Below are 23031 nucleotides of genomic sequence, written 5' to 3'. Positions count from 1 at the left end.
CTGATCTTCTCCCCCAATCGGGTGAGACCTCAGCCTATTCCCCTAGCCATCGTGTCGAATCTACCCTTTTTCGGGGATTAAAGTTGGAAAACAGCCTTCTACATTTGTTGATCGAATTAAACTTTAAAACTGGCAACTAAATTAAAACCATATGAAAACCACGTCTCCCTTCCTTCTGATTTTGTTTCTCTTGCTGAATTTAAATGTTTATTCGCAGGAACCGGTGCTGCTCAAAGACATCCACCCTACCAGTAGTGGATCTGGTGGTCCCTTTGTAGAATTTAATGGAGAGATTTACTTTACTGGCTTTGATGGTGTAACAGGAGTCGAGCCTTGGGTGACCGATGGCACGGAAGCAGGTACCCGGTTGCTAAAGGATATAAGCCCCGGTACGGGCTCTAGCTCACCTCATAGTTTGATAGCAATAGGACCAAAATTATATTTCTTTGCCAATGATGGTGCTGCCGGCAATGAAATATGGTCCTCTGATGGAACTGAAGTTGGAACAAATGGTCTTTCGAATATATTCTCCGGTAGCTCCGGTCAGTCCAACACAACAGTTATAACAGAATATGACGGGAAGGCCTACTTTCGGGCACAAGGATCAACAGGAATGGAGTTATATGCTGCAGACGCCTCAGGATTCATAACTTCATTTGATATTAAGCCGGGTACGGCTTCCTCTAACCCGGATCACCTGATCGTCTATAATAATAAATTATACTTTGCAGCAGATGGCCCCCCTTCAGGCAGCGCTAGAGAATTGTGGTCCACAGCAGGTACAATCGCATCCCTGGTAAAGGATTTAAACCCCGATCCCTTTATAGGATCTCTTCAATTTGGTGAGTTTGACCACTCTTTCGTATACAACGGGCTATTGTTTTTCTCCGCGACTGACGGTACGAACGGTACTGAACTTTTCGTTTCTGATGGGACAGCAGCAGGCACAAACCTCTTTGCAGACCTGGTACCCGGGTCAGCCGGTAGCAACCCAAGAAATTTCATTGAGTTTAATAATCATATGTTTTTCTCAGCCGGAGCACCCGGGGGTACCTATAGATTATGGATCAGCGATGGTACTGCGGGCGGCACACAATTATTTGGAAATATAAATATAGTATCCAATCCAAGCTTTACCATTGTAGGTAGCAAAATGTATTTTTTCAATCAGGTAACACCTACTGTTAAAGAATTATGGGTTACTGATGGGACAGTTGGCGGTACCCAATTGTTTCTTAGCAGTACTACCACCCCTGCCTTTAACAACATTACACTCTTTACCGCCTTTAACAATGAATTATACTTCAGTGCCACTCCTGCTGGAGGTTCAGGCACCTTTCTTTACAGGACAGGAGAGGATCTGGCAACATTAGAAGAAGTAAAACCAACAAACAGTAATAGCACCAACGTCTTTCCTTTAAATCTCACCGTTTTTGGTGAAAGATTATACTATGATGCTGTCTATGACAATCTGATTGGCAGGGAAGTGTATTACATCGAAGCTTTAAACCCTATTGTCTGGACCGGAAACACTTCCTCCAATTGGAATGACATTACCAATTGGGAACCACAACAAATGCCTTTGGAAGATGACAATGTTAAAATACCGGATGGGAGACCGCACTATCCGGTTATTACAACAGGTACAGCGTCTTGTCGCAAATTAGAAATTCAAACGGGAGGCACGTTATCAATGACGGGCGGCACATTAAATGTGTATGGAAGAATACTTGCAAACAATCAATCGCAATTTCATTTATTTAATCTCTCCTCTTCGGGAGTTACGGGTGGCACATTAGTATTGATGCATGGAAGCGATTTTCCGCCAGATATGTTTTTCTATAATCTTACAATAAAAAACACTACTGATGTTGAAGCGGAAAACACCTACCGTTTTCAGGGTTCGAATAATTTTTATGGCAACTTTAAAATGGAAAGCACTGGAGCTCCCGAATTACCGAAAGTTGTATTAGGCGAAGATGTCAATATGAATTTTGCAAAAAGCTGTAGTGTTTCTGCTGGCAGGATTGGTTATGTTGATTTTAACAATCCACTAACAGATCATACAAAATATCCTACTCTTAATTTTGGGGGCTATCCGAACCAGCAAAATATAACTATTAACAACCTCGATTTAAATCAAGGAATTGCAGAGGTAAAATGTAACGTTGCCATCTATAATGAAAATGCCAAATTTATCAGTGCCCATAATATTTATATGTATAATTTGTACGTAGGGGCCAACTTTGATCTTTTCGGAAAAACACTTTTTATATATGGAAAAATAGTTTACGATACTGACTTTAATAATGATTTTAGAATTCGAAACACTAAGCCGAAAGCTGGAAAAATTGTGATATATAATACTGAAGAATATGTATATGATTATACTCCGCAGTCTATTAAGATTGACCGGTTACGAACTTTAAAAGTTATTCCCCCGGGCGGCATGAGTATGCCTAATCTGGATGTTGCTCTTGTAAACTCACTATCCGTAGATACGTTACAAGTTAATGGCTTTCTTAATTTGGCAGGAAGAAACCTGACCATCGGAAAAACTACGACCAGTATCGGATTTCTGGATGTTGATTCACTTGGTTCAACAGGTGCACTGGGCACATTAACCTTGCTTGGCAATAGCGCAACTCCTGCTTATGTATTATCTGCAAAAGATTTGAACAACATGACTGTAAACAATCCTGCCGGTGTTGAACTTAATAATGCATACAATATTACGCCATTGAGTGATAGTTATGCTCGAATGAAATTATATGGAACACTGAAACTAACTAAAGGTGATTTTGACTTAAAGGGCTCAAGTATTCAATTAACGGCAGATAATTTAATTAGCACAACTAATGTTGCCAGAATAATTGAAACCCCCGGTAATACTTTTATAAGCACTGTAAACCCGCCTTCAACAGTTCCATACCTATATATTGAAAAAAATGTAACAAATGCCATAACAAATAAAAACTATGGTGGACTTGGATTTATTATTTCCTGCAGTACTCCTTTAAATTACCTTAAAATACTTAGACAGCCCTTATCAGAAACCGGATTAAACGGTGGAATATCAATCAACCGTCAATATGCAATTCAAAACCCCGGGCTTATAACAGGTTTAAATGCGAATATCAGCATTAAATATGATGATAGCGAATTGATGGGATTAAATGAAAGTGATCTTCATATTTTCAGAAGATCTTCAGAGGATTTTCCAGGTGTTTGGCAATTAATTCCTTCAAGTGTAAACACTACTACCAATACGGTTACAGCCAGTAATCCTTTGCCACAATTGAATTACGGAACATACACCTATTACACATTGGCTACATTAACGAGTCCTTTAAGAAATCAAAATGAATTGAGCAATCAATCCGAATTAAACACAACAAAAATGCAAGTGTACCCCAATCCTTTCCACAGTACATTTACAACACAACTCGTATCTGAAACAGATGAATCCACTACATTAAAAATAACAGACATCAGTGGTAAATTGATCCATACCCAAACTGTACCATTAACAGAAGGCATCAATACCATCAAAGTGGATGTGAACGAAAACCTTCCATCGGGAATTTATATTCTGCACATTACTTCCTTAAATACTAACAAGGTAGTTAAAATTGTAAAGGAATAAAACAGGTCCTCTTCATTAACAGTTCTTGTTAAGAAAGCTCGCCATCCCTTGCAAGGGCTACACACCATTACCACTTTTGAAGTAGGGTAATGGTGTGGCCGGTAACTTCTTCAAACTTTTTAGTCTAAACATGGAGCTGCGGGCGGTGAAGAATTGACACACTGAAATATTAATTATTGAAATTCTAAAAACATAATAACAATTTAAAAAAATATCATTGTGAAAAAACTAATCCTGTTCACCTGGCTTGCATCCATTTCCCTAACTAACATTTATGCTCAACTACCGCAGTTTTCATGGGCACAATCCATAGGTGGAACTACTAATGATAATGGAAGAGATGTTACTACAGACTTAAACGGAAATGTTCTTTTAGCCGGCACTTTTGATATTTCAAATCCTAAAACATTCCTGATAAAATACGATGCATCGGGCAATGTACTTTGGTCACGAAATCCATCTTCAGGAAATGCATTTCCTTCAACTGTTAGTACCGATGGAAATAATAATGTGATTGTATGCGGAACATTTACTTCAGACTCCACAACTTTTGGAAACTTTACCATTTACAGAAATGCTATTCCCGGCCCCGGCTTTGCTGATATATTTACTGTAAAATATGACGAAGCGGGAAATGTAATATGGGCCAATAGTGTTGGAGGAACAAGTTCTGAAAGCGGAGGTGTGTCTGCAGATGCTGCCGGTAACAGTTATGTTGTCTTTAACTCACTAAGTCCATCTGTTACGATTGGAGGCACGACGTACACTAATACTCAAGCATCTTCAAATGATTCATATTTAATAAAGTATGATCCTGCAGGTAATTTGATGTGGGCAAAACACTTTACAGGACCGTCAAGTTCTGATGTAAGCGATATTTCTACTGATAATAGTGGCAATACATATATATCCGGAAATTTTTGTGTTTCGTGCACAATCACCATTGATACCCTGACTTTAAGTGGCGGAAGCTATCTTTTAAAATTTGATTCATTGGGTAACGTAGTTTGGGCAAAAACCGGAACCGGAGGTATCATTTATGCTTTGTATGCGGATGACGATGATAATTTTTCAATTACAGGACAATATTATAGTGATACAATAACCTATGGACCACAGTCATGGATAAATTCAAATCCGGGCATTGTAAGTTTTGGTTATTATATTGCCAAATTTGATACTTCGGGAAATGCAATTTGGATTAAAGGAGATGACGTAAATAGTAACCTTAGTGGATATTGTACATCAATTGATCAGATCGGCAATGTATATACACTAGGAGTTTTTTCAAGTACTTCAATTACGATAGGTACCAACACTTATACTAATCAAGGTACGGTTTCAGATATTTTCATTGTTAAATATGACAATGCAGGAAATATTATTTGGTCGGATGCCTTTGGCAGTAATAACGATGATATGATTTCCGGCATTGCAGTAAATGCGAATGATGACTTTTATATCACCGGCTATTTCAAAGGTCCAAGCCTTACACTTGGAGGCATACCAATTTCCAATAACGGAACCAATACCTATGATGCTTTTCTTGGAGGGATATCTGCATCAGCTGGTATTGCAACCGAAAATCATTTAGATGGTATATCCGTTTACCCCAATCCGGCAAATGAAACTATTACAATAGCAACACCCACTGCTAAAGTAAATTCAGAATATTTTATTTCAGATGCAGTTGGTAAAATAGTTTTAACCGGAAAAACTAACGGGGAAAAAACTCTTGTTGATTTGCATTCATTATCACCCGGGATTTACTTCCTGAAAAGCAGTTCTTCCCGAGCATACAATACTGTTAAGTTGGTGAAGGAATAAATTTATTCATCTAAATGAGAGGGTTGTTAAAAATCCTCAAGTACCAATATAAAAAACACGAAAAACTATACTTTAAATTAATAGAGAATATCATTAGCACTTATCCAATATGCAGGTAATGAAGTGAACCAACGATTCGTTTAAACCTCCGGAATCTATGAAAACTCCGGAGGATATTTTCGTCACGAATACTTTGATAAGAAGAAGTATACCTGCTTTTCTATGAAACACTAATACTCTAAAATCAGAAATAGATATTGTCTTTATTTTAATTCACCTTACAAACTGTACCTCTTTCCCGGAAGCAACCGCAACACTCCTTTAAACTCCAATTGTAAAAGGGTACTTGCTAATTTCGAAAAACTCATACCGGAGGTGGCGGAGATCATATCAATTCCCGACTCGCCATTTTCTCTGATGATTTTCACCACCACTTCTTCATCGGGATTTAAATCAACGAAGAGCGAAGTTTGCAATGCGGCTTTCTCTTTCACTTTATCATCTGTCCAGCTCATCATCCACAGTAAATCATCGGCAGAAGTGATGAGCGCCGCCTTATTCTCTCTGATATAATCATTGCATCCTCTGCTAAAAACATCCGTCGTCCTTCCGGGAAAAGCAAATACATCTCTGTTATAACCTTGCGCCAAATCTGCAGTGATTAACGCTCCCCCCTTCCCACTGGCTTCCACCACTACAATCGCATCACACATGCCGGCCACAATCCTGTTTCGAGTCGGGAAATTTTCCCGGTCGGGGTTGGTGCCACTGGGATATTCCGTGAGGAGTCCGCCATGTTTCATCATCTTTCCCGCGGTGTTGCGGTGGAGATGAGGATAAATTCTATCCATGCCATGTGCCGTAACTCCAATTGTTGGAAGAGCATGTTTCAGGGCCGCTTCGTGGGCAGTGATATCTATTCCATAGGCTAAGCCGCTGACGATGGTCACATTTTCCTCCTTCAAACCCTCTACAAGTAGTTTCGTCATCTCCTCACCGTAAGGAGTAGCCGAACGCGTTCCCACAACAGCTACAAATCGTCCTTCGTTCAGGTCCGCCTGACCTCTGTAATAAAGTAAAACCGGCGCATCGGGACATTGCACCAACCTTTTGGGATAATTTGCATCGGTAAAAAACAAGGGAAGTACTTTATGCTTTTGCGTAAAATGCAATTCCTTTTCTGCCTGATCCATTACCGGAGTGCTGAAAGCCTTCTTGATCCGCTTGGCACCAACGCCCGGAATTTTAGTCAACAATGATTTCTTCTCCCGAAACACGGCCTCCGCACTGCCACAATGCTGGTACAATGCCCGCGCAATTACGGGACCGACATTTGGCAGCAAACTCAATGCTATACGATGGAGAATTTCCTGTTCTGATATCATACCTAAAATTACTGTCCGGGAATGCTGATAAAATCACCGATGGGGACTTTGCAAATATAAACTGAAAAATAAACGCTACGTACAGACTATTCATGTACAAACATTTAAATTTGATAAACACTGTTTCTCTCCTTAAGAATTATAAATTCTGTCCGGATTTCATAATCATTTTAAAATATTCATTCGGATAATACTAAAGCCAATACCTTTGTTCTATCCATTTTGAATTTCAACCTCCGGCATCCATGAACGGCATTCTCATCATTCTGCGTCGTCTCCCCGCTTCGGGCATGGCCTTGTTTCCTTTTATCTTGCTAAGGAAAAAAGATCTTCCGCATACACCGCAACTGCTGAATCATGAGCGGATTCATCTTCGTCAGCAGTTGGAGTTGCTTATCCTTCCCTTTTATTTTTGGTATATCGTCGATTATCTCTACAGGAGATTGACCGGAAATAACCACCATGAAGCCTACCGGTCTATTATTTTTGAACGAGAAGCCTACGCGAATGATGGAGATCCGGAATACCTGAAGAAAAGAAAGTTCTGGGGTTTTTTAGGAAACTAAGAACTTATAGAATTACAAATTGCCACTACTTGTCTTGATCTAGAGATTTTTATTTTAAAGAATTATCCTCAGAAGGTTTCACGCAGAGGCGCTAAGACGCAGAGATAAAAAAGAGATCGCGGATCGGAATTTTTATATTTTACCTTTAACATTTGGTCTGTCAACGTTATCAGAATATAGGTAGCGGACTGTAAAAACATTCGAAAACCGGAGGTCTTGGATCAAAGCTCAATAAAAGAACAATAGTAAATAATTCTCTTGTAATGCGTCCAGATGCTATTGTACCGACTATATTTGCGACAATGAACGCCGGTCCGGTAATAACTGTAAAGGATTTAAAGAAGAGTTACGCCTCCTTTGAAGCCGTGAAGGGTATCAGTTTTGATGTGTTTGAGCGGGAAATTTTTGGCTTGCTGGGTCCCAATGGAGCAGGAAAAACAACGACCCTGGAAATCATTGAAACTTTACGGGAAAAAAGTTCCGGTGAAGTCACTGTAGCCGGATATAACATCGACAAAGACGCGAATGCCATCAAACAAATTATCGGTGTGCAATTGCAGGCGGCAGGCTATTATCCCAGTCTGACGCTTACGGAACTCATTCAACTTTTTGCCGGACTCTATAACGTTACTGCAGATCCGATGTCGATGCTAAAAAAGGTGGGGCTGGGGGAAAAACATAAGGCGAAGTATAAAGAACTCAGTGGCGGACAAAAGCAACGATTCAGTATTGCCACCACACTGATCAACCAACCGGCTATCGTTTTCCTCGATGAACCGACTACCGGATTGGATCCGCAAGCACGCAGAAACCTTTGGGACCTCATTCGGGAAATTCGCGATGCAGGTACTACAGTCGTGATCACCACTCATTATATGGATGAAGCGGAACAGCTCTGTGACAGAGTGGCGGTCATGGAATCCGGACGAATCATTGCCCTGGATTCACCGGATGCACTTATAGATAAATTGGTGGCGACAGGGTTTGAAAGGAAAAAAGAAGTGAAGAAAGCGAATCTGGAAGATGTGTTTCTTCAATTGACAGGACACGAGTGGCGGGAAGAATAATTTTCAATTTGAAAATTATTCAATTTGAAAATTTGAAGATGGGTTGATGAATGATGAATGATAAGATGAATGACTTTGATGAAAGATTGGATGAATAAATATGAAGTAATATAGTTGAATAGCTGTTTTGAGAGACTATAATAAACGATGTTGATCAATGCTATGATGAATAATTCGAAATGGTATTTAATGGAACTTGTTAGTGTGATAGTAAAGGAAGAAACAAAATAAAATAAGTTATTTTAGTATGTTTAATTTATTAGTTAAAATTACTTCGTGAAGAATTACTCGCAAATAAAAGCGATGCTGGCTATTGCGCGGGCGAGTTTCAGGTCGATACTGAGGAGTCCTTCTGCGGTGGTGTTTACGTTGCTTTTCCCTTTGATATTTATTCTTGTCTTTGGATTCATCAATGGTGGCGGATTGAGTTTAGATGTAGCGCTGGATGGAAGGAGTGATACCAGGAATCCGGTCTTTGATAGTATTGTCTCGTTGCAGGGCTTACATCTTATTCCGGGTATTGCGGAGGAAGAACTTCCGGTTAAACTGCAAAAGGGAGATATTGATGCTATTGTCAATATTCAAAAAACACTTACGGATAATACTGTGTCTTATTCACTCGAAGTCACCACCAGCAGAGCTGCACGGGAAAAGGGGGTGATTATCCGTTCCATGCTTGAACATCTCGCTGATAAGGCCAACCTGAATGCTGCACAGGCCGAAAATAAAATGGTGGAATTAAAAACGAAAGAAGTAAATGTGCGCGAGTATAAAACGATTGATTTTATTCTGCCCGGACAATTGGGATTTTCATTGCTGAGTTCAGGGGTCTTCGGAACAGCATTCGTCTTTTTCAATTTAAGGCAAACGCTGGTGATTAAAAGATTTTTCGCGACTCCTATTCGCAAACCTTATATCGTACTCGGAGAAGCCATCAGTCGTCTGGTTTTTGCATTGCTGGGAGCAGCCTTCCTCATTCTCATCGGACATTTCGCGTTCGGTTTTACCCTCATTCACGGTTTTGCCACCTTCGCTACCATGTTACTTTTGTCAGCCCTGGGCCTTATCGTTTTTATGGGATTTGGCTTTGTAGTATCCGGAATTGCAAAAAGTGAGAGCACCATTCCTCCACTGGCGAACATCGTTACCCTACCACAATTTCTACTATCCGGCACTTTTTTCGAAATCGAGAATTTTCCGGCCTGGTTACAGCCATTATGTAAAATATTGCCACTCACCTACTTAAATGATGCCATGCGCATGGTAGCCTATGAAGGCGCCGGCCTCGAACGCTTACTTTTACCGCTGGGCATCATCACGCTTTGGGGCATCATCATCTATGCTTTGGCGGTGAAATTTTTTCGCTGGGAATAAATGACGGAATGACAGTACCTTTGCTGCGGCATCCTCTTTGATAGCGGGTGTCGCTGTAAAACATTCATACGGGATAACCGTTAGTACCCTAACAAGAAAAACAAAAAAAGGAAAATAGCCATGATGGGAATTTATTTGATTTCGATAGTATTTATGCTGATCGGTTGGTTGGTAAGTATGCAATTGAAGCGCAAATTCAAGGAGTATTCATTGACACCAATCAGTTCAGGAATGAGCGGACAGCAGATTGCAGAACGTATGCTTCGCGATAACAATATTCACGATGTAAAAGTAATTTCGGTAGAAGGTCGACTCACCGACCATTATAATCCTCTCGACAAAACGGTAAATTTGAGTCACGATGTATTTTACGGACGCAATGCGGCGGCGGCGGCAGTTTCTGCACATGAATGCGGACACGCCGTACAACATGCACGCGCCTACAGTATGCTTCAACTCCGTTCTGCGTTAGTGCCGGTCGTTAGTTTCGCATCACAATGGGTGCATTGGGTATTGTTAGCCGGAATATTTATGGTGAATACCTTCCCCAGCCTCTTACTCGTAGGAATCACACTTTTTGCCGTTACTACTGCCTTTAGTTTTATTACACTCCCTGTAGAGTTTGATGCCAGTAAGCGGGCTTTAGTGTGGTTAGAAAGTGCCAACATTACCACTCCGCAGGAACATACCCAATCAAAAGATGCGCTCTGGTGGGCGGCGATGACCTATGTGGTGGCTGCTTTGGCTGCATTGGCGACGTTGATGTATTATGTGATGATTTATATGGGAAGACGCGACTAACTTTTGCTACCGGCTACCGGCTACTGGTGGGGAGATGCCGCTCCCCATCGCGAGCGAAAATCTTCGTTAGGAGATGAAAGCCTCGCGACTGTTTGCTTTTTTTCAGGAAGTATAATATTTCAGTCGATAACTTATAAATGCCTTGCGGAAACGTGGGGCATTTTTTTTGGTGGTTAGTGTAAAGGAATGCGCTTTTTAGTACAATAGTTACTGCCTTTTTGAGTATTTATTTGACTCCGAAAAAGATGAGTGAAATTTCATGTTATGATTTACATATACTACAAATGCGTTATTGACTTACGTAGGCTAATCGCCTCATATTTGTAATATGAAGAGGACTATCGGGTCATTGTTGTTTTTGTTGGTGTTTTTATCACATCATTTGTGCGCGTATACCTTGGAATGGGCAAGTGTTTGCCCGTCAAATACTGATCTGTTTCCCCAGGATAATATTACTGATGCCACCGGAAATGTATACAATACCGGGCGCTATCGGGGAACTACGGATTTAGATCCTACTGCCGGTGTCAGCAGCTTTACAGCCAATGGATTTACCGATGCCTTCATTCAGAAACTGGACCCTGCAGGTAATTTTTTATGGGTATTAAACTATACCGGCGGGAGCTGGGAGCAGATAAACGGATTAACGATTGATGGCGCCGGGAATCTATATACCATTGGACATTTTGGAGGAACTGTAGATTTTGACGCGGGACCCGGGGTTTTTTCTTTAACATCGAATGGAGGAAATGACCTGGTGATTCTTAAATTATCACCGGCCGGAAATCTTATTTGGGCCATCTCGATGGGAGGAGTGTCCAATGAGGAGGGTTTATTTATTGGCTGTGATGCTTCCGGAAATATTTATGGTGGATGTTTATTCTCAGGAAGTGTTGATTTTGATTCCGGACCCGGTACATCCCTTCTTACAGCCACCGGTGGCGCGGATGTTTGTATTTTTAAACTGGATCCGTCCGGAAATCACTTATGGGCGGTATCCTTTGGAACCACATCTTCCGAAGCTTTATCGGGAATGGATATAAACAGTTCTGGCGATATCATTCTTACCGGATCTTTCAGCGGATCAGGCGACTTCAACCCTAACGCCGGTGTATATACCATGACGGCTGTTGCCTTTTCTGATATCTTTTTCGTCAAGCTCAATGCTCTTGGCACCTTTCTATGGTCTTCATCTCTGGGAAGTGCCGGTTTCGATTTTTCTCAGAATGTTTGTTTTACTTCCACCGGTGAAATATTGGTGGTGGGCGGATTTAATAATGTGCTGGATTTTGATCCCGGACCCGGTACGAATGTGCTCACACCGACATCCATGAATGGATATTTATTAAAACTCAATAGTGCCGGAAACTTTTTATGGGTACAACAATTTAGCGGATTTTCGATGATTCCAACGCAAGTGGATATTACTACTGCAGGAAAAATATTTCTTGCCGGTTCATTTAAAGGAACCGTGGATTTTGATCCGGGTCCCGGAGTCGTATCCGTAACTTCCGGCAATATTCAAACCGATGCGTTTGTGCGGCGACTTGATCAAAACGGTGCTTACGAATGGCACCTGGACCCTGAGGGAGCGATTGATTTTGATCAACTATTCGCTATGACCATTTCTACTGCCGGACATGCGTTCTTTATGGGAAGATTCACCGCCGGATCGATCGACTTATTAATGGGCCCCGGCGTATTTTCGATTACGAATAGTGTTCCTGGCACAGGAAATGGTTTCTTTTTTAAGCTCAATGCCGGAAGTCCTCTGCCGGTAGAATGGGGTCAGCTGGATGCACTTCCTGTTGCAAACAAAGTGGTCATACGTTGGACAACACTATCAGAGATCAATAATGATTACTTTGAAATTGAAAGAAGTTTAGATGGATTCCTGTGGACTGTTATCGGAATAGAAGATGGTCATGGTCATTCGAATCATGCAATTAATTATATTCATGACGATTTCTCTCCAGTAGAGGGAATACTCTATTACCGTATTCGACAGACAGACTTCAATGGCCATTCAGCATTGTCAGAGGTGGTGGCGGTTCGCTATAGCGATAAAGACACGGAAACGATTCATTTCTCTATTTTGCAAGGCAATCAAGCTCTTCTGCTTTGGTCGGCTCAAAACTCAGAAACAGTATCCGTAGAATTGTTTACACCTGACGGATGTATCCTTCAGCATAAGTCACGACTATCATTGCCGGCTGAAATAGACCTTGCCGGAGTATCTTCCCAATTGATCTATATAAGAGTCAGTTGCAATACTATTTCAACTACCTACAAGCATTTTCATCTATAGCCTTCCTTCATTAAAGCAACAGCTATTTCCTGTCCGGAATTTCATGATTCGAAATGATGGCCTGAATTGATATTTATCAGTCACTTGAATCACTATTTTTGCTCAATGAGTCTTCCACAACCTATCATTGACCGCATCAAGCTGCTTGAAGAGAAATACACTGCCATGGGCCAGGACCTTCTCTCCTACCTTGATGGCCTTCTATATGCCGATGTCTGCACGTACTGGGATTATATCCATCTCGATACCCTACTGAGCCTCCAGCAACCCCGGACTAAGTTTCCGGACGAATCGGTGTTTATCATGTATCATCAGGTCACGGAGTTGTACTTCAAGTTAGCCTTACATGAACTGCAGCAAATTGTAGAGAGAGGACCTGATGCCACCTTTATGGCCGCACGACTCCAACGGGTGAACCGGTACTTCTCGGTACTCACCAGTTCTTTCGATATCATGGGCGATGGTATGGAACGCGAGCAATTTCAAAAGTTCAGAATGAGTTTATTGCCCGCCAGTGGTTTTCAAAGTGCGCAGTACAGAACGATAGAAATTTATGCAACTGATTTTATTCGGTTAGTAGATAAAGATGTCCGTGCTTCTTTTGAAAACAAGAAAGCCACTTTGGAAGAAATGTTCGAACATATTTACTGGAAAGCCGGAGCCACCGAACTATCCACCGGCAAGAAAACACTTACACTGCGACAATTCGAAGAAAAATATTCCCGGCAGTTGATTGAAACAGCAGAGCGATTGCAATCGTGTAATATGTGGTCAATTTATAAATCCCTCTCTCCCGAAGAACAGGAACGTGACGATTTACGAATTGCAATGCGCCAGTTAGATGTCAATGTCAACATCAATTGGCCGTTGGTACACTACAGATCAGCAGCAAAATATCTCCAGGCCAACCCTGCCGACATCGCAGCAACCGGCGGCACCAACTGGCAAAAATACCTACCTCCCCGTTTCCAAAAAAGAATTTTCTATCCCGAACTCTGGAGCTCCGAAGAAATGGACAACTGGGGAAAAGGTTGGGTAGATGAGGTGAGAGGGAGATGATCTGTTATGACAGGCCCCCCATGTAATGACAGGTCGCGACCTGTCATTGACCTCCAAGACCAGGCCCTGGGTAGATGAGATAAGGGGGAGATGATATGCAGAGGTGATCGGGTCAGGGAGTCATACGGTTCTTGTTGAGCGGTACAAAATAACCTCCCTAAGCTTAGAGTTCGGAGATTCATCAAATAAATTTCATTAAATTTGCTATATGTCTGTAAGAAATACTGTTATCGAAGCGATCCGGCGAATCAAACCTCAATTAGTTGACAAGTACAATGTCTCCTCTATTGGACTCTTTGGTTCAATTGTTCGCGATGATTTCTCCCCGACAACCAGCGATGTAGATATTGTAGTCGACTTCTCGAAACCCATTGGAATTGAATTTATCGATTTAGCAGACTATCTTGAAGACCAAATCAAAAGGAAAGTTGATTTAGTGTCTAAAAACGGAATCAAAGCAAAGTATTTTGAAGAAATTGAACGAGAAATAATTTATGTCTAAGAGGTCGCCTAAATTGTTAGTTCAAGATATTCTTGAAAGTGGACAGAAAATTATAAAATATACTGATGGAATTTCTTTTGAAGAGTTTGTGAATGACTCCAAAACGGTTGATGCTGTCAGTAGGAATTTTGAAATCATCGGAGAAGCGGCAAATCGGCTACCGGATGAATTTAAAGAAGCGCACCCGAATATAAACGGGCATAAAATCCGGGGATTTCGGAATAGAATAATTCATGATTATTTTGGAATTGACTTCAACATCGTTTGGATAATTAAAGAAACGTTTCTTCCTGATACAATAGTTAAGATTAAAAAAATTGATTTATAAAAAATTTTACGTTGCTTAGCGGATACTTAATAAGCTGCTTCTCTTTATAATATTGCAACAAAAGTAGACCGTCCACACGCAATCTTGCTACATGCTTTCTGCTATTGGGTTTATCAATTTCTGTAATCAGTTTGGGGTATAAGTTGTCGCTACCATTTAACAAATCTCCCTGTTAAAACTTCCTTCTCGGTACTTAACCGAACAATGTACACACCATCAGGTTGGGACGAAAATGAACTACTGTTGCTAAAATAACTTCCATCTGTTCCGGAAGAAATGCGATCAATTATCTGCCCGTTAATATTATAAAACTCTAATGTGGCTTGTCTTCCTTGTAAATCTTCTGCGTTAGTAAAAACCGTTTGCCAGGATTTATCATAATAAAGTTTCAACTCTTTGTTTTTATGGAATAAGTTTGGTAGCCCTACAGCAGTGAGTGTATCGCATGGGCTACCATGTAAGGTGTCTAATTCATAGTTGTGGTTGTTGGGAAGGCCAGTATAGGCCTTATGTCCACCAAGATAAAATGAAAATGGTTGGTAATCACATGCAATGCCTGCGCTATCCGGGTAATTAATTACTGATAGGTTAGAATTAGTTGTATTAACAGTTCCGTAACAATATAGATAATCAAAACAGGAATCAGGACCGGCCCAAGTAACACTATGGTATATTTTGCCATCTGGACCAATCTCCAATAAACCTGGGAGATCAGGAGCTAAAAATGTTGCCAATGTTTCTGCGCTGGCCAGAAAATTTGTTGCATTTAAATCAAATTGATACAGGTATCCTGTATCCTGATTAAACGTTTGATATATCTGAGAAATATACAATTTGCTTTCATTGGGTGATATTTCAAAACCCCAGCACCATTGTAAGGGGCTTCCTAAATTATTATAAGTAATTTGGTTCAAAAAAATTCCATTGCACCGATCAAAATCAAATCGCTCAACTATACCTCTTGAGGCTACATTGTATAAATGATTCCCTCCAGAGTTAAATTTTAACCTGTATGTACCTTCTGCAGTTGCAAGAATTCCGATATTTTGTGTTGGATTAGCTGCAACACCTGTTGGACTAACTAAATAAGCAGTAATGTCATTTTTTGGGGCAAAATCCCAACTTCTGGCAATAACCCACCAATCGCGTCCATTTCCATGACGAACTGCTGTTATTCCATCACAGATTTGATCAGTTCTTAACTGAACATTCTTCAGTATTACTTTTCCTAATCCACCATTAAATGATAAATCAATAATTGAATAATATAGACCTGGTGTGACACTCGTTACACCAGCACAAAAAACATAGAAGCGATTAATATTAGTAGGATCCGGTACTATTACCATTTCTTGATACCAGAGAGTACCAACAATTGAATCACCTTTATCCATTAATTGATGTGCCTTATTTACAACGTAGCCATAGGTATAATTAAATGTTGGTAACCTCCATTGGTAAACATAAGGAGTTCCACAATAAAATAGAAGATCTCCATTGCTATCACAAATACTTGCGCAAGTACCCCTAGATTGTAAAACACTATAGGTTGGTTGTGGATTAATCAAATTTTTAAAATCTATGGCAGCACTATCACCGAAAGCCCAATATCTATCAGTAAACTGCGCCTGTACATCGGAAAAACAGAATCGGATGAAAAGGAAAAGAAAAAAGATTCTACGGATCATGAACTGATGGATGTTTAATTCTATAGTATAAAGATAGGAATTTAGATTTCCTGAAATTTTTAAGTGGTTAAAGTAATGATAGGTCGCGATCTGTCCTAACTTTAAGGAACATGATGCGCGGCCCATCACAATGACTAGCAAGACCTTTCACAAAATTCATTTCAAGAATAAATAAGTACGAATTGCCCAAATCTTCAACAAACTTGGATCTGAATTAGAAATTTAAATATTAATAATCAACACTTTAAATGAAATAATAAATTATAAATAGGTTTATACTATAAACTACTTTACATTTGCCTTATACTTCTAAAAAACATGAAAAAACTACTTCTATCTCTACTCTTCTCCTGGTTGCTGCTCCTCTGCGCAAGCCAGGTAAACGCTCAACCGGCCAAAACTCAACCTAAAGAAAAGACCCGTCGCTTCTTACTGAAGTACATGGCGGAGATTGATTCTAGTCAAGGCGATTCGAAAGAAGTTATTCTGAGAGGCATCGAAATGGTGGCCAATGCAACAGTCACCGATTGGATTTCACAATACCATGCTGCTTTTTACAATGCGGTAATTGGTGTGAATAAAAAGGATACCGCAATGGCTAACAAAATGCTTGACAAAGCCGCTTACTACATTAAGCGTGCCGACTCCCTGCAAAAAGATGAATCAGAGATCGTGTTGTTACAAGCGATGATCAATGGAATGCGCATTAAAGTGAATCCCGCACTCGGAGAAAAACTCGGACCCGCGGTGATGACAGAATATGAAAAAGCGAAGAAGTTAAACGCAGAAAACCCGCGCGTATGGTTAGTCCTTGGCGAATCCCTCACCTATATGCCGGAAGAATCAGGTGGCGGAAAAAAGAAAGCAAAGGAATATCTAAATACAGCCATTGCTAAATACGCCAACGATAAACACGATGATCCCGCCTGGCCTTCCTGGGGCCTGGACAGAGCCAAACAACTCCTTGCCGATCTCGAAAAAAGCAAATAGTAATCGTTTAACCGCTCTGTCTACACCTCCTTCCACATCCCCTAACCTTTCCAAAGTATTCCTACGCACCTCAACAAATATCAACGTATATCAAAGTATCCCCACGTATATCAATGTACATCCAAGTATAAACAACTGTACCCATGAAAAACGAAAAATCAAACATGACGAGCGAAGAGAGTCTCGCCATTATCCGTTCAATGATTGAATCCACCAAACAGGATTTACGCGACAATGGTTCCTGGTTCTTGCTCTGGGGATGGTTGGTATTCTTCGCCAGTGCTATCCATTATATATTATTGCAAACTGGCTTTGACCAGCCCTACCTTGCCTGGATGCTGATGCCGTTGGGCGGAGTAATCAGTGTTTTCAAAGGTATGCGTGAAGAGAAACAACAAAAAGTAAAAACACAAATTGATGATTTCATGAAATATGTGTTGATTGCTTTCCTGGTATCTCTCTTCATTGTACTTGGATTTATGTCGAAGTTGCAATTGTACACGTATCCGATGGTAATGATGGTGTACGGATTCTGGTTATTTATCAGTGGTGGCGTTATCAACTTCCGTCCGCTGCAGGTGGGTGGAATTATTAACTGGGCATTGACCATTGCCGCCTTCTTTGTCGGATTCGAGACCCAACTTCTGCTGCTTGCGTTGGCTGTGTTGCTCGGCTATATTATCCCGGGTTATATTCTTGGTAGTCGTTACAACAAAGCGATTCAAAACAGTACGGCTGTATTGGCATGAGCAATAAAGCAATGTTTAGTGAACTGGATCCTCTCCTGCATCAGCAACTACGCTTGTCGGTGGTGTCACTGCTGATGCATGTGAAGGAGGCGGAATTCACTTATATTCGGGAGAAGACAGGCGCTACTGCCGGTAACCTGAGTGTGCAGATCAATAAGCTGACAGAGGCAGGATACATTGAAGTAAAAAAATCTTTTCGCGATAATTATCCGCTAACAAAATGTAACATCACCGACAATGGTCGTAAAGCCTTTGAAAAATACGTGAAGGCCTTACAGGATTATTTAAAACCACAACCTTAAATAAAACGGGATCTTCAAAAAGAGATCCCGCTTTTATATATACTGCTTTTGATGATACCCGCCTGTAGCAAACTCCAATCACTTTTCTTCACTGAGCTTATACTTCATCAGATATCTTCTATACAATTCCTTTTGATAATTATCCAAATCAATCCTTCTCCCCTGTATAAAAGCCATTTCCACTTTATTGCCGGTCATGTCAAGTGCATCTCCACCGGAGATAAATAATGTAGCATCCTTATTATCTTCCAGTGTCCCGCATTGCTTATCAATTCCCAAAATACGAGCCGGAGCACTGGTAACTGCCATCAACGCTTCTTCCTTTGTTAATCCATGTCCTGCAGCAGTGCCCGCCTGAAATCCCAGGTTCCGTTGTTGCCAGAATCCTTCATCCGCAATGGCAAAATCTACCCCTGCTTGTTTCAGGAGATATGGCAGCTTATAGGGAAGATCAACATCTTCATCCTCCCGCTGTGGCAAGGCATGCGTTCGGGTGATTATTACAGGCACTTTATGTTGCTTCAATACATCAGCAACTCTCCAACTATCTGCACCACCGGCTATGGCTATCCGAAGATTATACTTTACAGCAAAGTTCACCGCCTCCAAAATTTCCCGGGCAAATTCACAGCGCACATACAACGTCATGCTCTTGTCGAACAATCCCTTCATCGCTTCCAGATGCCGGTTCTTTACTGCCGGTACTGATTTCGCGTAAGCGGAGGCGTCGTTGAACAATGTATAGAGCGACTGCAAAGCCTTTTCATTTCGTTCCCTTTGTTCCTCCTCCGAATCGGCCCAGGGTGCCTTAAAAATCCGCATGGAAGGCCAGTTTACCCAGATCCCATCGTCGGCTTTAATGACAGCATCCTCCCAGTTCCAGGCATCCAATTGCATTACCGAGGAACTTCCGGATAACAACCCTCCCTGCGGAGCCACTTGTGCCATAAGGACTCCATTGTCACGCACCGTAGGAATCACTCTTGAATCGGTGTTATAGGCAATGAGCGCGCGTGCACTTGGATTAATACTTCCACTCTCCCTGAAATCGTTGGTCGCACGTACCAATTCCAGATCACTTAACCCGAGATTGGTATTCATGGCTATGAAGCCGGGATAAACATGTTTCCCGTTCACATAGATGATGGTATCGAAGGAGCGGGGGTCCGGCTTGAATCCTTTCCCATCCATTACAAAACTTAACTTGCCTTTATCAATGCCTATCGCACTCATCTCAATGACTTGCCCGTTACCAATATGAGCAGTAGCCCCCATGAGAAGGATGCGGGTGTTGCTGCTATCCGCCGGAACAGGTCGCTGGGCGAAGAGACTAACGTTGGCGAGTAGGAGTAAATAGAATATTAATTTCTTGTTCATACTATTCATGGGGTAAATGTTCCATATCGTTACAATGATATAATTCCTGCACCGTAGCCGTGGGTTTCTGCATGGCGCCTCCGGATGATTTTTCATCCATCATCTTTTTGATGAGGCGTTGACGTTCTGTTTCGATGGCTATACGTGCTTCCTGATCTTTCTTTAAATCATAATAGCAAACACCATCTACAAAAGTCTTGACCGGCTTTGAATACACCGAGAGCGGCGGACCATTCCACAAGACCAGGTCCGCATCCTTCCCTACCTTTATGCTTCCCACACTTTTATCTACATGCAATAATTTAGCAGGGTTCAGCGTCACGAATTTAAGTGCTTCTTCCGGAGAGACTCCTCCATACTTCACTGCTTTTGCTGCTTCCTGATTGAGTCGTCGCGCCATTTCTGCATCATCACTATTAAATGCAGTTACGACTCCATTTTTATGTATCAACGCACCGTTGTACGGAATGGCCTCAATCACCTCATACTTATACGCCCACCAATCCGCGAAGGATGAACCGCCTGCACCATGTTGTTTCATCTTGTCCGCTACTTTATACCCTTCGAGGATATGTGTAAATGTATTCACGGTAAACCCAAAAGTATCCGCCACATGCATCAGCATATTTATTTCTCCCTGCTGATAGCTATGGCAAGTGATGAAGCGCTTTTTATTGAGGATCTCCGCCAGGGCTTCCAGCTCAAGATCTCTCCGGGGCATGGGTGAAACACTCTTTCCAGAGGCAGGTTTCGATTTAGAATGGACATTGTCATATTCCCTCGCTCTAGTAAACCCATCCATATAAATCTGCTCCACGCCCATACGTGTTTGCGGATAGCGGCTAACGTTATTATCGCCCCAGTTGGACTGCTTCACATTTTCTCCCAGGGCAAACTTTATAAATCCATCGGCACCTTTAAATTTCATCTCCTCGGCAGCATGTCCCCATCGTAACTTAATCAAGGCAGATTGTCCGCCTATAGCATTGGCACTTCCGTGTAACAAATGCGAGGTAGTAACGCCTCCGGATAGCTGACGATAGATATTGATATCATCAGAATTAACGACATCGCCTATACGCACTTCTGAAGTGATCGACTGTGTTCCTTCATTGACGCCATCATCGATGGCAATATGCGAATGCTCATCAATAATGCCCGGACTTAAATGCATACCTGTACCATCGATAATTTCAGCAGCGGAAAGATCCTTGCTTACCTCAGCAGCAGCCTTTCCGATCATGGCTATTTTACCATCACGAATTAAGACGTCGGTATTCTGCAACACACCCTGCTCCTCACAGGTCCATACGGTAGCGTTCCTGATTAATACTGTTGATGCCTTTGGGAAATTCTCTTTTCCCCTCCAGCCATAGCTCATATTCGGATACCATACTTGTGGAAGAACGAAGAGGCTATCCTTTTTCGTTGTATCTTTTTTTGCTTCGACAGGACCCGTTTTTGTGGCCGTCCAGAGGAGCCATCTCCCATCGGGTGTCTGCGCCTGACCGGAGATGGAATTGAAGGATGCATCCAAACTTCCATTCAAACGATAAGCGCCCTTGCCTTTCACCGGTTCAAATCGGAAAGTCCATTGCGAACTGAATAGTTGTGCTTCCACTTTTACTTTAGTAGAATCACGTTGCAACGTCCATTCGGGTGCATTCATATCACCGCTTGCCTTAAGATTCCAGTTGTTCAAGGTATCCAGTTTCAAGCTGTAGTTTCCTCTTATGTCAATGCTATCGGATGTTTTGATCACGTAGCGTTTTCCCGCGACCCAATTCTCCAGAACGACATTGTCTTTTTCAAAATAATCCTTTGTACAGATGAAAAAATTTGCAATCATGCCGGAACGCAATGCACCCAGTTTATCGGCACAACCCAGGAGAGAGGCAGGAACGGTAGTCAGTGCATTCAAAGCTGCTTCTTTAGATAGTCCGCATTTAATTGTCTTGAGTAATGCAGCAGAAAATTCCTTCTTCTCCTTCAATCCATCGGTAGTAAAGGCAAATCGCACTCCTGCATTTTGAAGCATCAGGGCATTAGCAGGAGCCATCTCCCAATGAAGCATCTCTCCCAAACTCACGTTCAGGGCATCGAAAGGATTGGTAATATCATATGCCTTCGGAAAATTCAATGGGATAATAAATGCCGAACCGGTCTTACGTATTTCCTCCACGCGTTTGTATTCATCTCCGCCGCCTTTCAAAATATAATTTACACCAAATTCTTTGGCTATCCGATCCGCCCGAAGCGCAGAACGATAATCACCCACTTCAAAAATCTGAGGCAAGCCCTTGTTGGCATTCCATGCTGCGAGAGAAATATCCATCTCCCTGTTCGTTGTTTGCGCATACCATTGTGCATCCAGATAGGTTTGACGAAGCAATGCAATAGAACCCATTAAGGAAGATGGATAATCTTGCGTGGAAGACCCCTTATTAAAGGAAAGCGCATTTGCTACTTTGTCTTTCAAAATCATGGCTCGCTCCTCCTCTTCTCCCAGGAGGACCAATGCAGCAGTTCCTCTGGCAATCCCATCCTTCTGTAACGACAACGCAGTACCGAAACCGAGCTTCCGCAGTTCCATGGCCCGCTTTTCATCTACTGTAAAATACATATACGCCTCAGTTTCGGAACGGATAGCCTGATTCCAGTGATAGGCACCCGGCGTCGCACTTTCCACCTGCGCACCGCGTTCACGGCGATTGGCTCTTGTGGGTGGTTTAGATTCCGGCTGCCCATAATCGGTAAACGGATCAATAAATGAAGGATAGACATACCGGTCCTTCAAATCATACACCACGGCATCAGCGGGGATAGTGACTCCTGTACCGGCAGCAATAATCTTGTCCTTTCGAATCAATAGCGTGGCACCCTTGATCACGGTTTTCGCATCCACTACGAGCGTTGCGTTCCGGAAAGCTATGGGTATTGACCGCTCATCCGACAATCCGGTTACGGGTTTGGTGGTCTGGGCATTCACCGTTTCAAGACCAAAAAATAACGTGAATAACAATGTTAGTATTTTTCTCATTTCCATTTCAGGCTGGACGACG

Annotated in this window: 17 protein-coding genes; 13 read left to right on the top strand and 4 right to left on the bottom strand. The window is 41.7% G+C overall.

Translation table 11 applies throughout. The features are described from left to right. Nucleotides 1–151 precede the first annotated feature (151 nt). Nucleotides 152–3646: a T9SS type A sorting domain-containing protein gene (locus tag IPJ86_17630; protein ID MBK7889041.1), complete on the top strand. Its 3495-nt coding sequence runs from the start codon at nucleotides 152–154 to the stop codon at nucleotides 3644–3646. A gap of 219 nt (nucleotides 3647–3865) precedes the next feature. After that, the gene (locus IPJ86_17625; protein ID MBK7889040.1) at nucleotides 3866–5473 is read left to right on the top strand and encodes a T9SS type A sorting domain-containing protein; all 1608 of its coding nucleotides are present in this window, start codon (nucleotides 3866–3868) and stop codon (nucleotides 5471–5473) included. 278 nt (nucleotides 5474–5751) lie between these two features. Here IPJ86_17625 and dprA read toward each other — a convergent pair whose 3' ends face one another. Continuing rightward, nucleotides 5752–6858: a DNA-protecting protein DprA gene (gene dprA / locus IPJ86_17620; GenBank protein MBK7889039.1), complete on the bottom strand. Its 1107-nt coding sequence runs from the start codon at nucleotides 6856–6858 to the stop codon at nucleotides 5752–5754. 245 nt (nucleotides 6859–7103) lie between these two features. Here dprA and IPJ86_17615 point away from each other — a divergent pair, with 245 nt between their 5' ends. The 8 genes from IPJ86_17615 (at nucleotide 7104) to IPJ86_17580 (ending at nucleotide 14863) form a co-directional block, all read left to right on the top strand. Then, nucleotides 7104–7424: a hypothetical protein gene (locus tag IPJ86_17615; GenBank protein MBK7889038.1), complete on the top strand. Its 321-nt coding sequence runs from the start codon at nucleotides 7104–7106 to the stop codon at nucleotides 7422–7424. 302 nt (nucleotides 7425–7726) lie between these two features. After that, nucleotides 7727–8491 (top strand): ABC transporter ATP-binding protein, encoded by a 765-nt coding sequence (locus tag IPJ86_17610; protein ID MBK7889037.1) that lies wholly within the window; start codon nucleotides 7727–7729, stop codon nucleotides 8489–8491. A gap of 303 nt (nucleotides 8492–8794) precedes the next feature. Continuing rightward, nucleotides 8795–9865, top strand: coding sequence for an ABC transporter permease (locus IPJ86_17605; GenBank protein MBK7889036.1), 1071 nt, complete (start codon nucleotides 8795–8797; stop codon nucleotides 9863–9865). Between the two features lie 120 nt (nucleotides 9866–9985). Next, complete coding sequence (locus IPJ86_17600) at nucleotides 9986–10666, top strand: zinc metallopeptidase (GenBank protein MBK7889035.1); 681 nt, start codon at nucleotides 9986–9988, stop codon at nucleotides 10664–10666. 328 nt (nucleotides 10667–10994) lie between these two features. Further along, nucleotides 10995–12974 carry a hypothetical protein gene (locus IPJ86_17595; protein MBK7889034.1) on the top strand — a complete coding sequence of 660 codons (1980 nt, stop codon included), beginning with the start codon at nucleotides 10995–10997 and terminating at the stop codon, nucleotides 12972–12974. 105 nt (nucleotides 12975–13079) lie between these two features. After that, on the top strand, nucleotides 13080–14033 hold the full coding sequence (locus IPJ86_17590; protein MBK7889033.1) for a tryptophan 2,3-dioxygenase: 954 nt from the start codon (nucleotides 13080–13082) through the stop codon (nucleotides 14031–14033). 208 nt (nucleotides 14034–14241) lie between these two features. After that, complete coding sequence (locus IPJ86_17585; protein MBK7889032.1) at nucleotides 14242–14535, top strand: nucleotidyltransferase family protein; 294 nt, start codon at nucleotides 14242–14244, stop codon at nucleotides 14533–14535. Continuing rightward, nucleotides 14528–14863 (top strand): DUF86 domain-containing protein, encoded by a 336-nt coding sequence (locus IPJ86_17580; GenBank protein MBK7889031.1) that lies wholly within the window; start codon nucleotides 14528–14530, stop codon nucleotides 14861–14863. The genes IPJ86_17585 and IPJ86_17580 overlap by 8 nt, the downstream gene beginning before the upstream one ends. 149 nt (nucleotides 14864–15012) lie before the next feature. On the opposite strand, the gene IPJ86_17575 is transcribed toward IPJ86_17580, so the two are convergent. Then, nucleotides 15013–16257 (bottom strand): T9SS type A sorting domain-containing protein, encoded by a 1245-nt coding sequence (locus IPJ86_17575; protein MBK7889030.1) that lies wholly within the window; start codon nucleotides 16255–16257, stop codon nucleotides 15013–15015. 612 nt (nucleotides 16258–16869) lie between these two features. Between IPJ86_17575 and IPJ86_17570 the strand changes: the two genes are divergently transcribed. From IPJ86_17570 to IPJ86_17560, 3 genes are all read left to right on the top strand, one after another. After that, nucleotides 16870–17541, top strand: coding sequence for a hypothetical protein (locus tag IPJ86_17570; GenBank protein MBK7889029.1), 672 nt, complete (start codon nucleotides 16870–16872; stop codon nucleotides 17539–17541). 143 nt (nucleotides 17542–17684) lie between these two features. Continuing rightward, complete coding sequence (locus IPJ86_17565) at nucleotides 17685–18290, top strand: hypothetical protein (protein ID MBK7889028.1); 606 nt, start codon at nucleotides 17685–17687, stop codon at nucleotides 18288–18290. An 11-nt stretch (nucleotides 18291–18301) separates the two neighbouring features. Continuing rightward, a complete protein-coding gene (locus IPJ86_17560) occupies nucleotides 18302–18592 on the top strand; it encodes a transcriptional regulator (GenBank protein ID MBK7889027.1) in 291 nt (96 codons plus the stop codon). Between the two features lie 78 nt (nucleotides 18593–18670). Here IPJ86_17560 and IPJ86_17555 read toward each other — a convergent pair whose 3' ends face one another. Together IPJ86_17555 and IPJ86_17550 are read right to left on the bottom strand one after the other, a co-directional pair. Then, nucleotides 18671–19978 (bottom strand): amidohydrolase, encoded by a 1308-nt coding sequence (locus IPJ86_17555; GenBank protein ID MBK7889026.1) that lies wholly within the window; start codon nucleotides 19976–19978, stop codon nucleotides 18671–18673. After that, a complete protein-coding gene (locus IPJ86_17550) occupies nucleotides 19971–23009 on the bottom strand; it encodes an amidohydrolase family protein (GenBank protein MBK7889025.1) in 3039 nt (1012 codons plus the stop codon). Before IPJ86_17550 ends, IPJ86_17555 begins: the two co-directional genes overlap by 8 nt. Nucleotides 23010–23031: the final 22 nt, after the last annotated feature.

This window comes from Bacteroidota bacterium (assembly GCA_016713925.1).
Lineage (GTDB): Bacteria > Bacteroidota > Bacteroidia > AKYH767-A > OLB10 > JAJTFW01.
Note: the sequence above shows the minus strand (reverse complement) of the source record. Positions and strands in the feature narration are given on the sequence as shown.

Bases quoted from the DNA above. Each gene is read 5' to 3' on its own strand.
- IPJ86_17555 (MBK7889026.1), bottom strand. From the start codon at position 19,978: ATGAATAGTATGAACAAGAAATTAATATTCTATTTACTCCTACTCGCC.
- IPJ86_17610 (MBK7889037.1), top strand. From the start codon at position 7,727: ATGAACGCCGGTCCGGTAATAACTGTAAAGGATTTAAAGAAGAGTTAC.
- dprA (MBK7889039.1), bottom strand. From the start codon at position 6,858: ATGATATCAGAACAGGAAATTCTCCATCGTATAGCATTGAGTTTGCTG.
- IPJ86_17590 (MBK7889033.1), top strand. From the start codon at position 13,080: ATGAGTCTTCCACAACCTATCATTGACCGCATCAAGCTGCTTGAAGAG.
- IPJ86_17595 (MBK7889034.1), top strand. From the start codon at position 10,995: ATGAAGAGGACTATCGGGTCATTGTTGTTTTTGTTGGTGTTTTTATCA.
- IPJ86_17575 (MBK7889030.1), bottom strand. From the start codon at position 16,257: ATGGATAAAGGTGATTCAATTGTTGGTACTCTCTGGTATCAAGAAATG.
- IPJ86_17630 (MBK7889041.1), top strand. From the start codon at position 152: ATGAAAACCACGTCTCCCTTCCTTCTGATTTTGTTTCTCTTGCTGAAT.
- IPJ86_17580 (MBK7889031.1), top strand. From the start codon at position 14,528: ATGTCTAAGAGGTCGCCTAAATTGTTAGTTCAAGATATTCTTGAAAGT.
- IPJ86_17605 (MBK7889036.1), top strand. From the start codon at position 8,795: ATGCTGGCTATTGCGCGGGCGAGTTTCAGGTCGATACTGAGGAGTCCT.
- IPJ86_17600 (MBK7889035.1), top strand. From the start codon at position 9,986: ATGATGGGAATTTATTTGATTTCGATAGTATTTATGCTGATCGGTTGG.
- IPJ86_17560 (MBK7889027.1), top strand. From the start codon at position 18,302: ATGTTTAGTGAACTGGATCCTCTCCTGCATCAGCAACTACGCTTGTCG.
- IPJ86_17585 (MBK7889032.1), top strand. From the start codon at position 14,242: ATGTCTGTAAGAAATACTGTTATCGAAGCGATCCGGCGAATCAAACCT.
- IPJ86_17615 (MBK7889038.1), top strand. From the start codon at position 7,104: ATGAACGGCATTCTCATCATTCTGCGTCGTCTCCCCGCTTCGGGCATG.
- IPJ86_17550 (MBK7889025.1), bottom strand. From the start codon at position 23,009: ATGAGAAAAATACTAACATTGTTATTCACGTTATTTTTTGGTCTTGAA.
- IPJ86_17565 (MBK7889028.1), top strand. From the start codon at position 17,685: ATGAAAAACGAAAAATCAAACATGACGAGCGAAGAGAGTCTCGCCATT.
- IPJ86_17570 (MBK7889029.1), top strand. From the start codon at position 16,870: ATGAAAAAACTACTTCTATCTCTACTCTTCTCCTGGTTGCTGCTCCTC.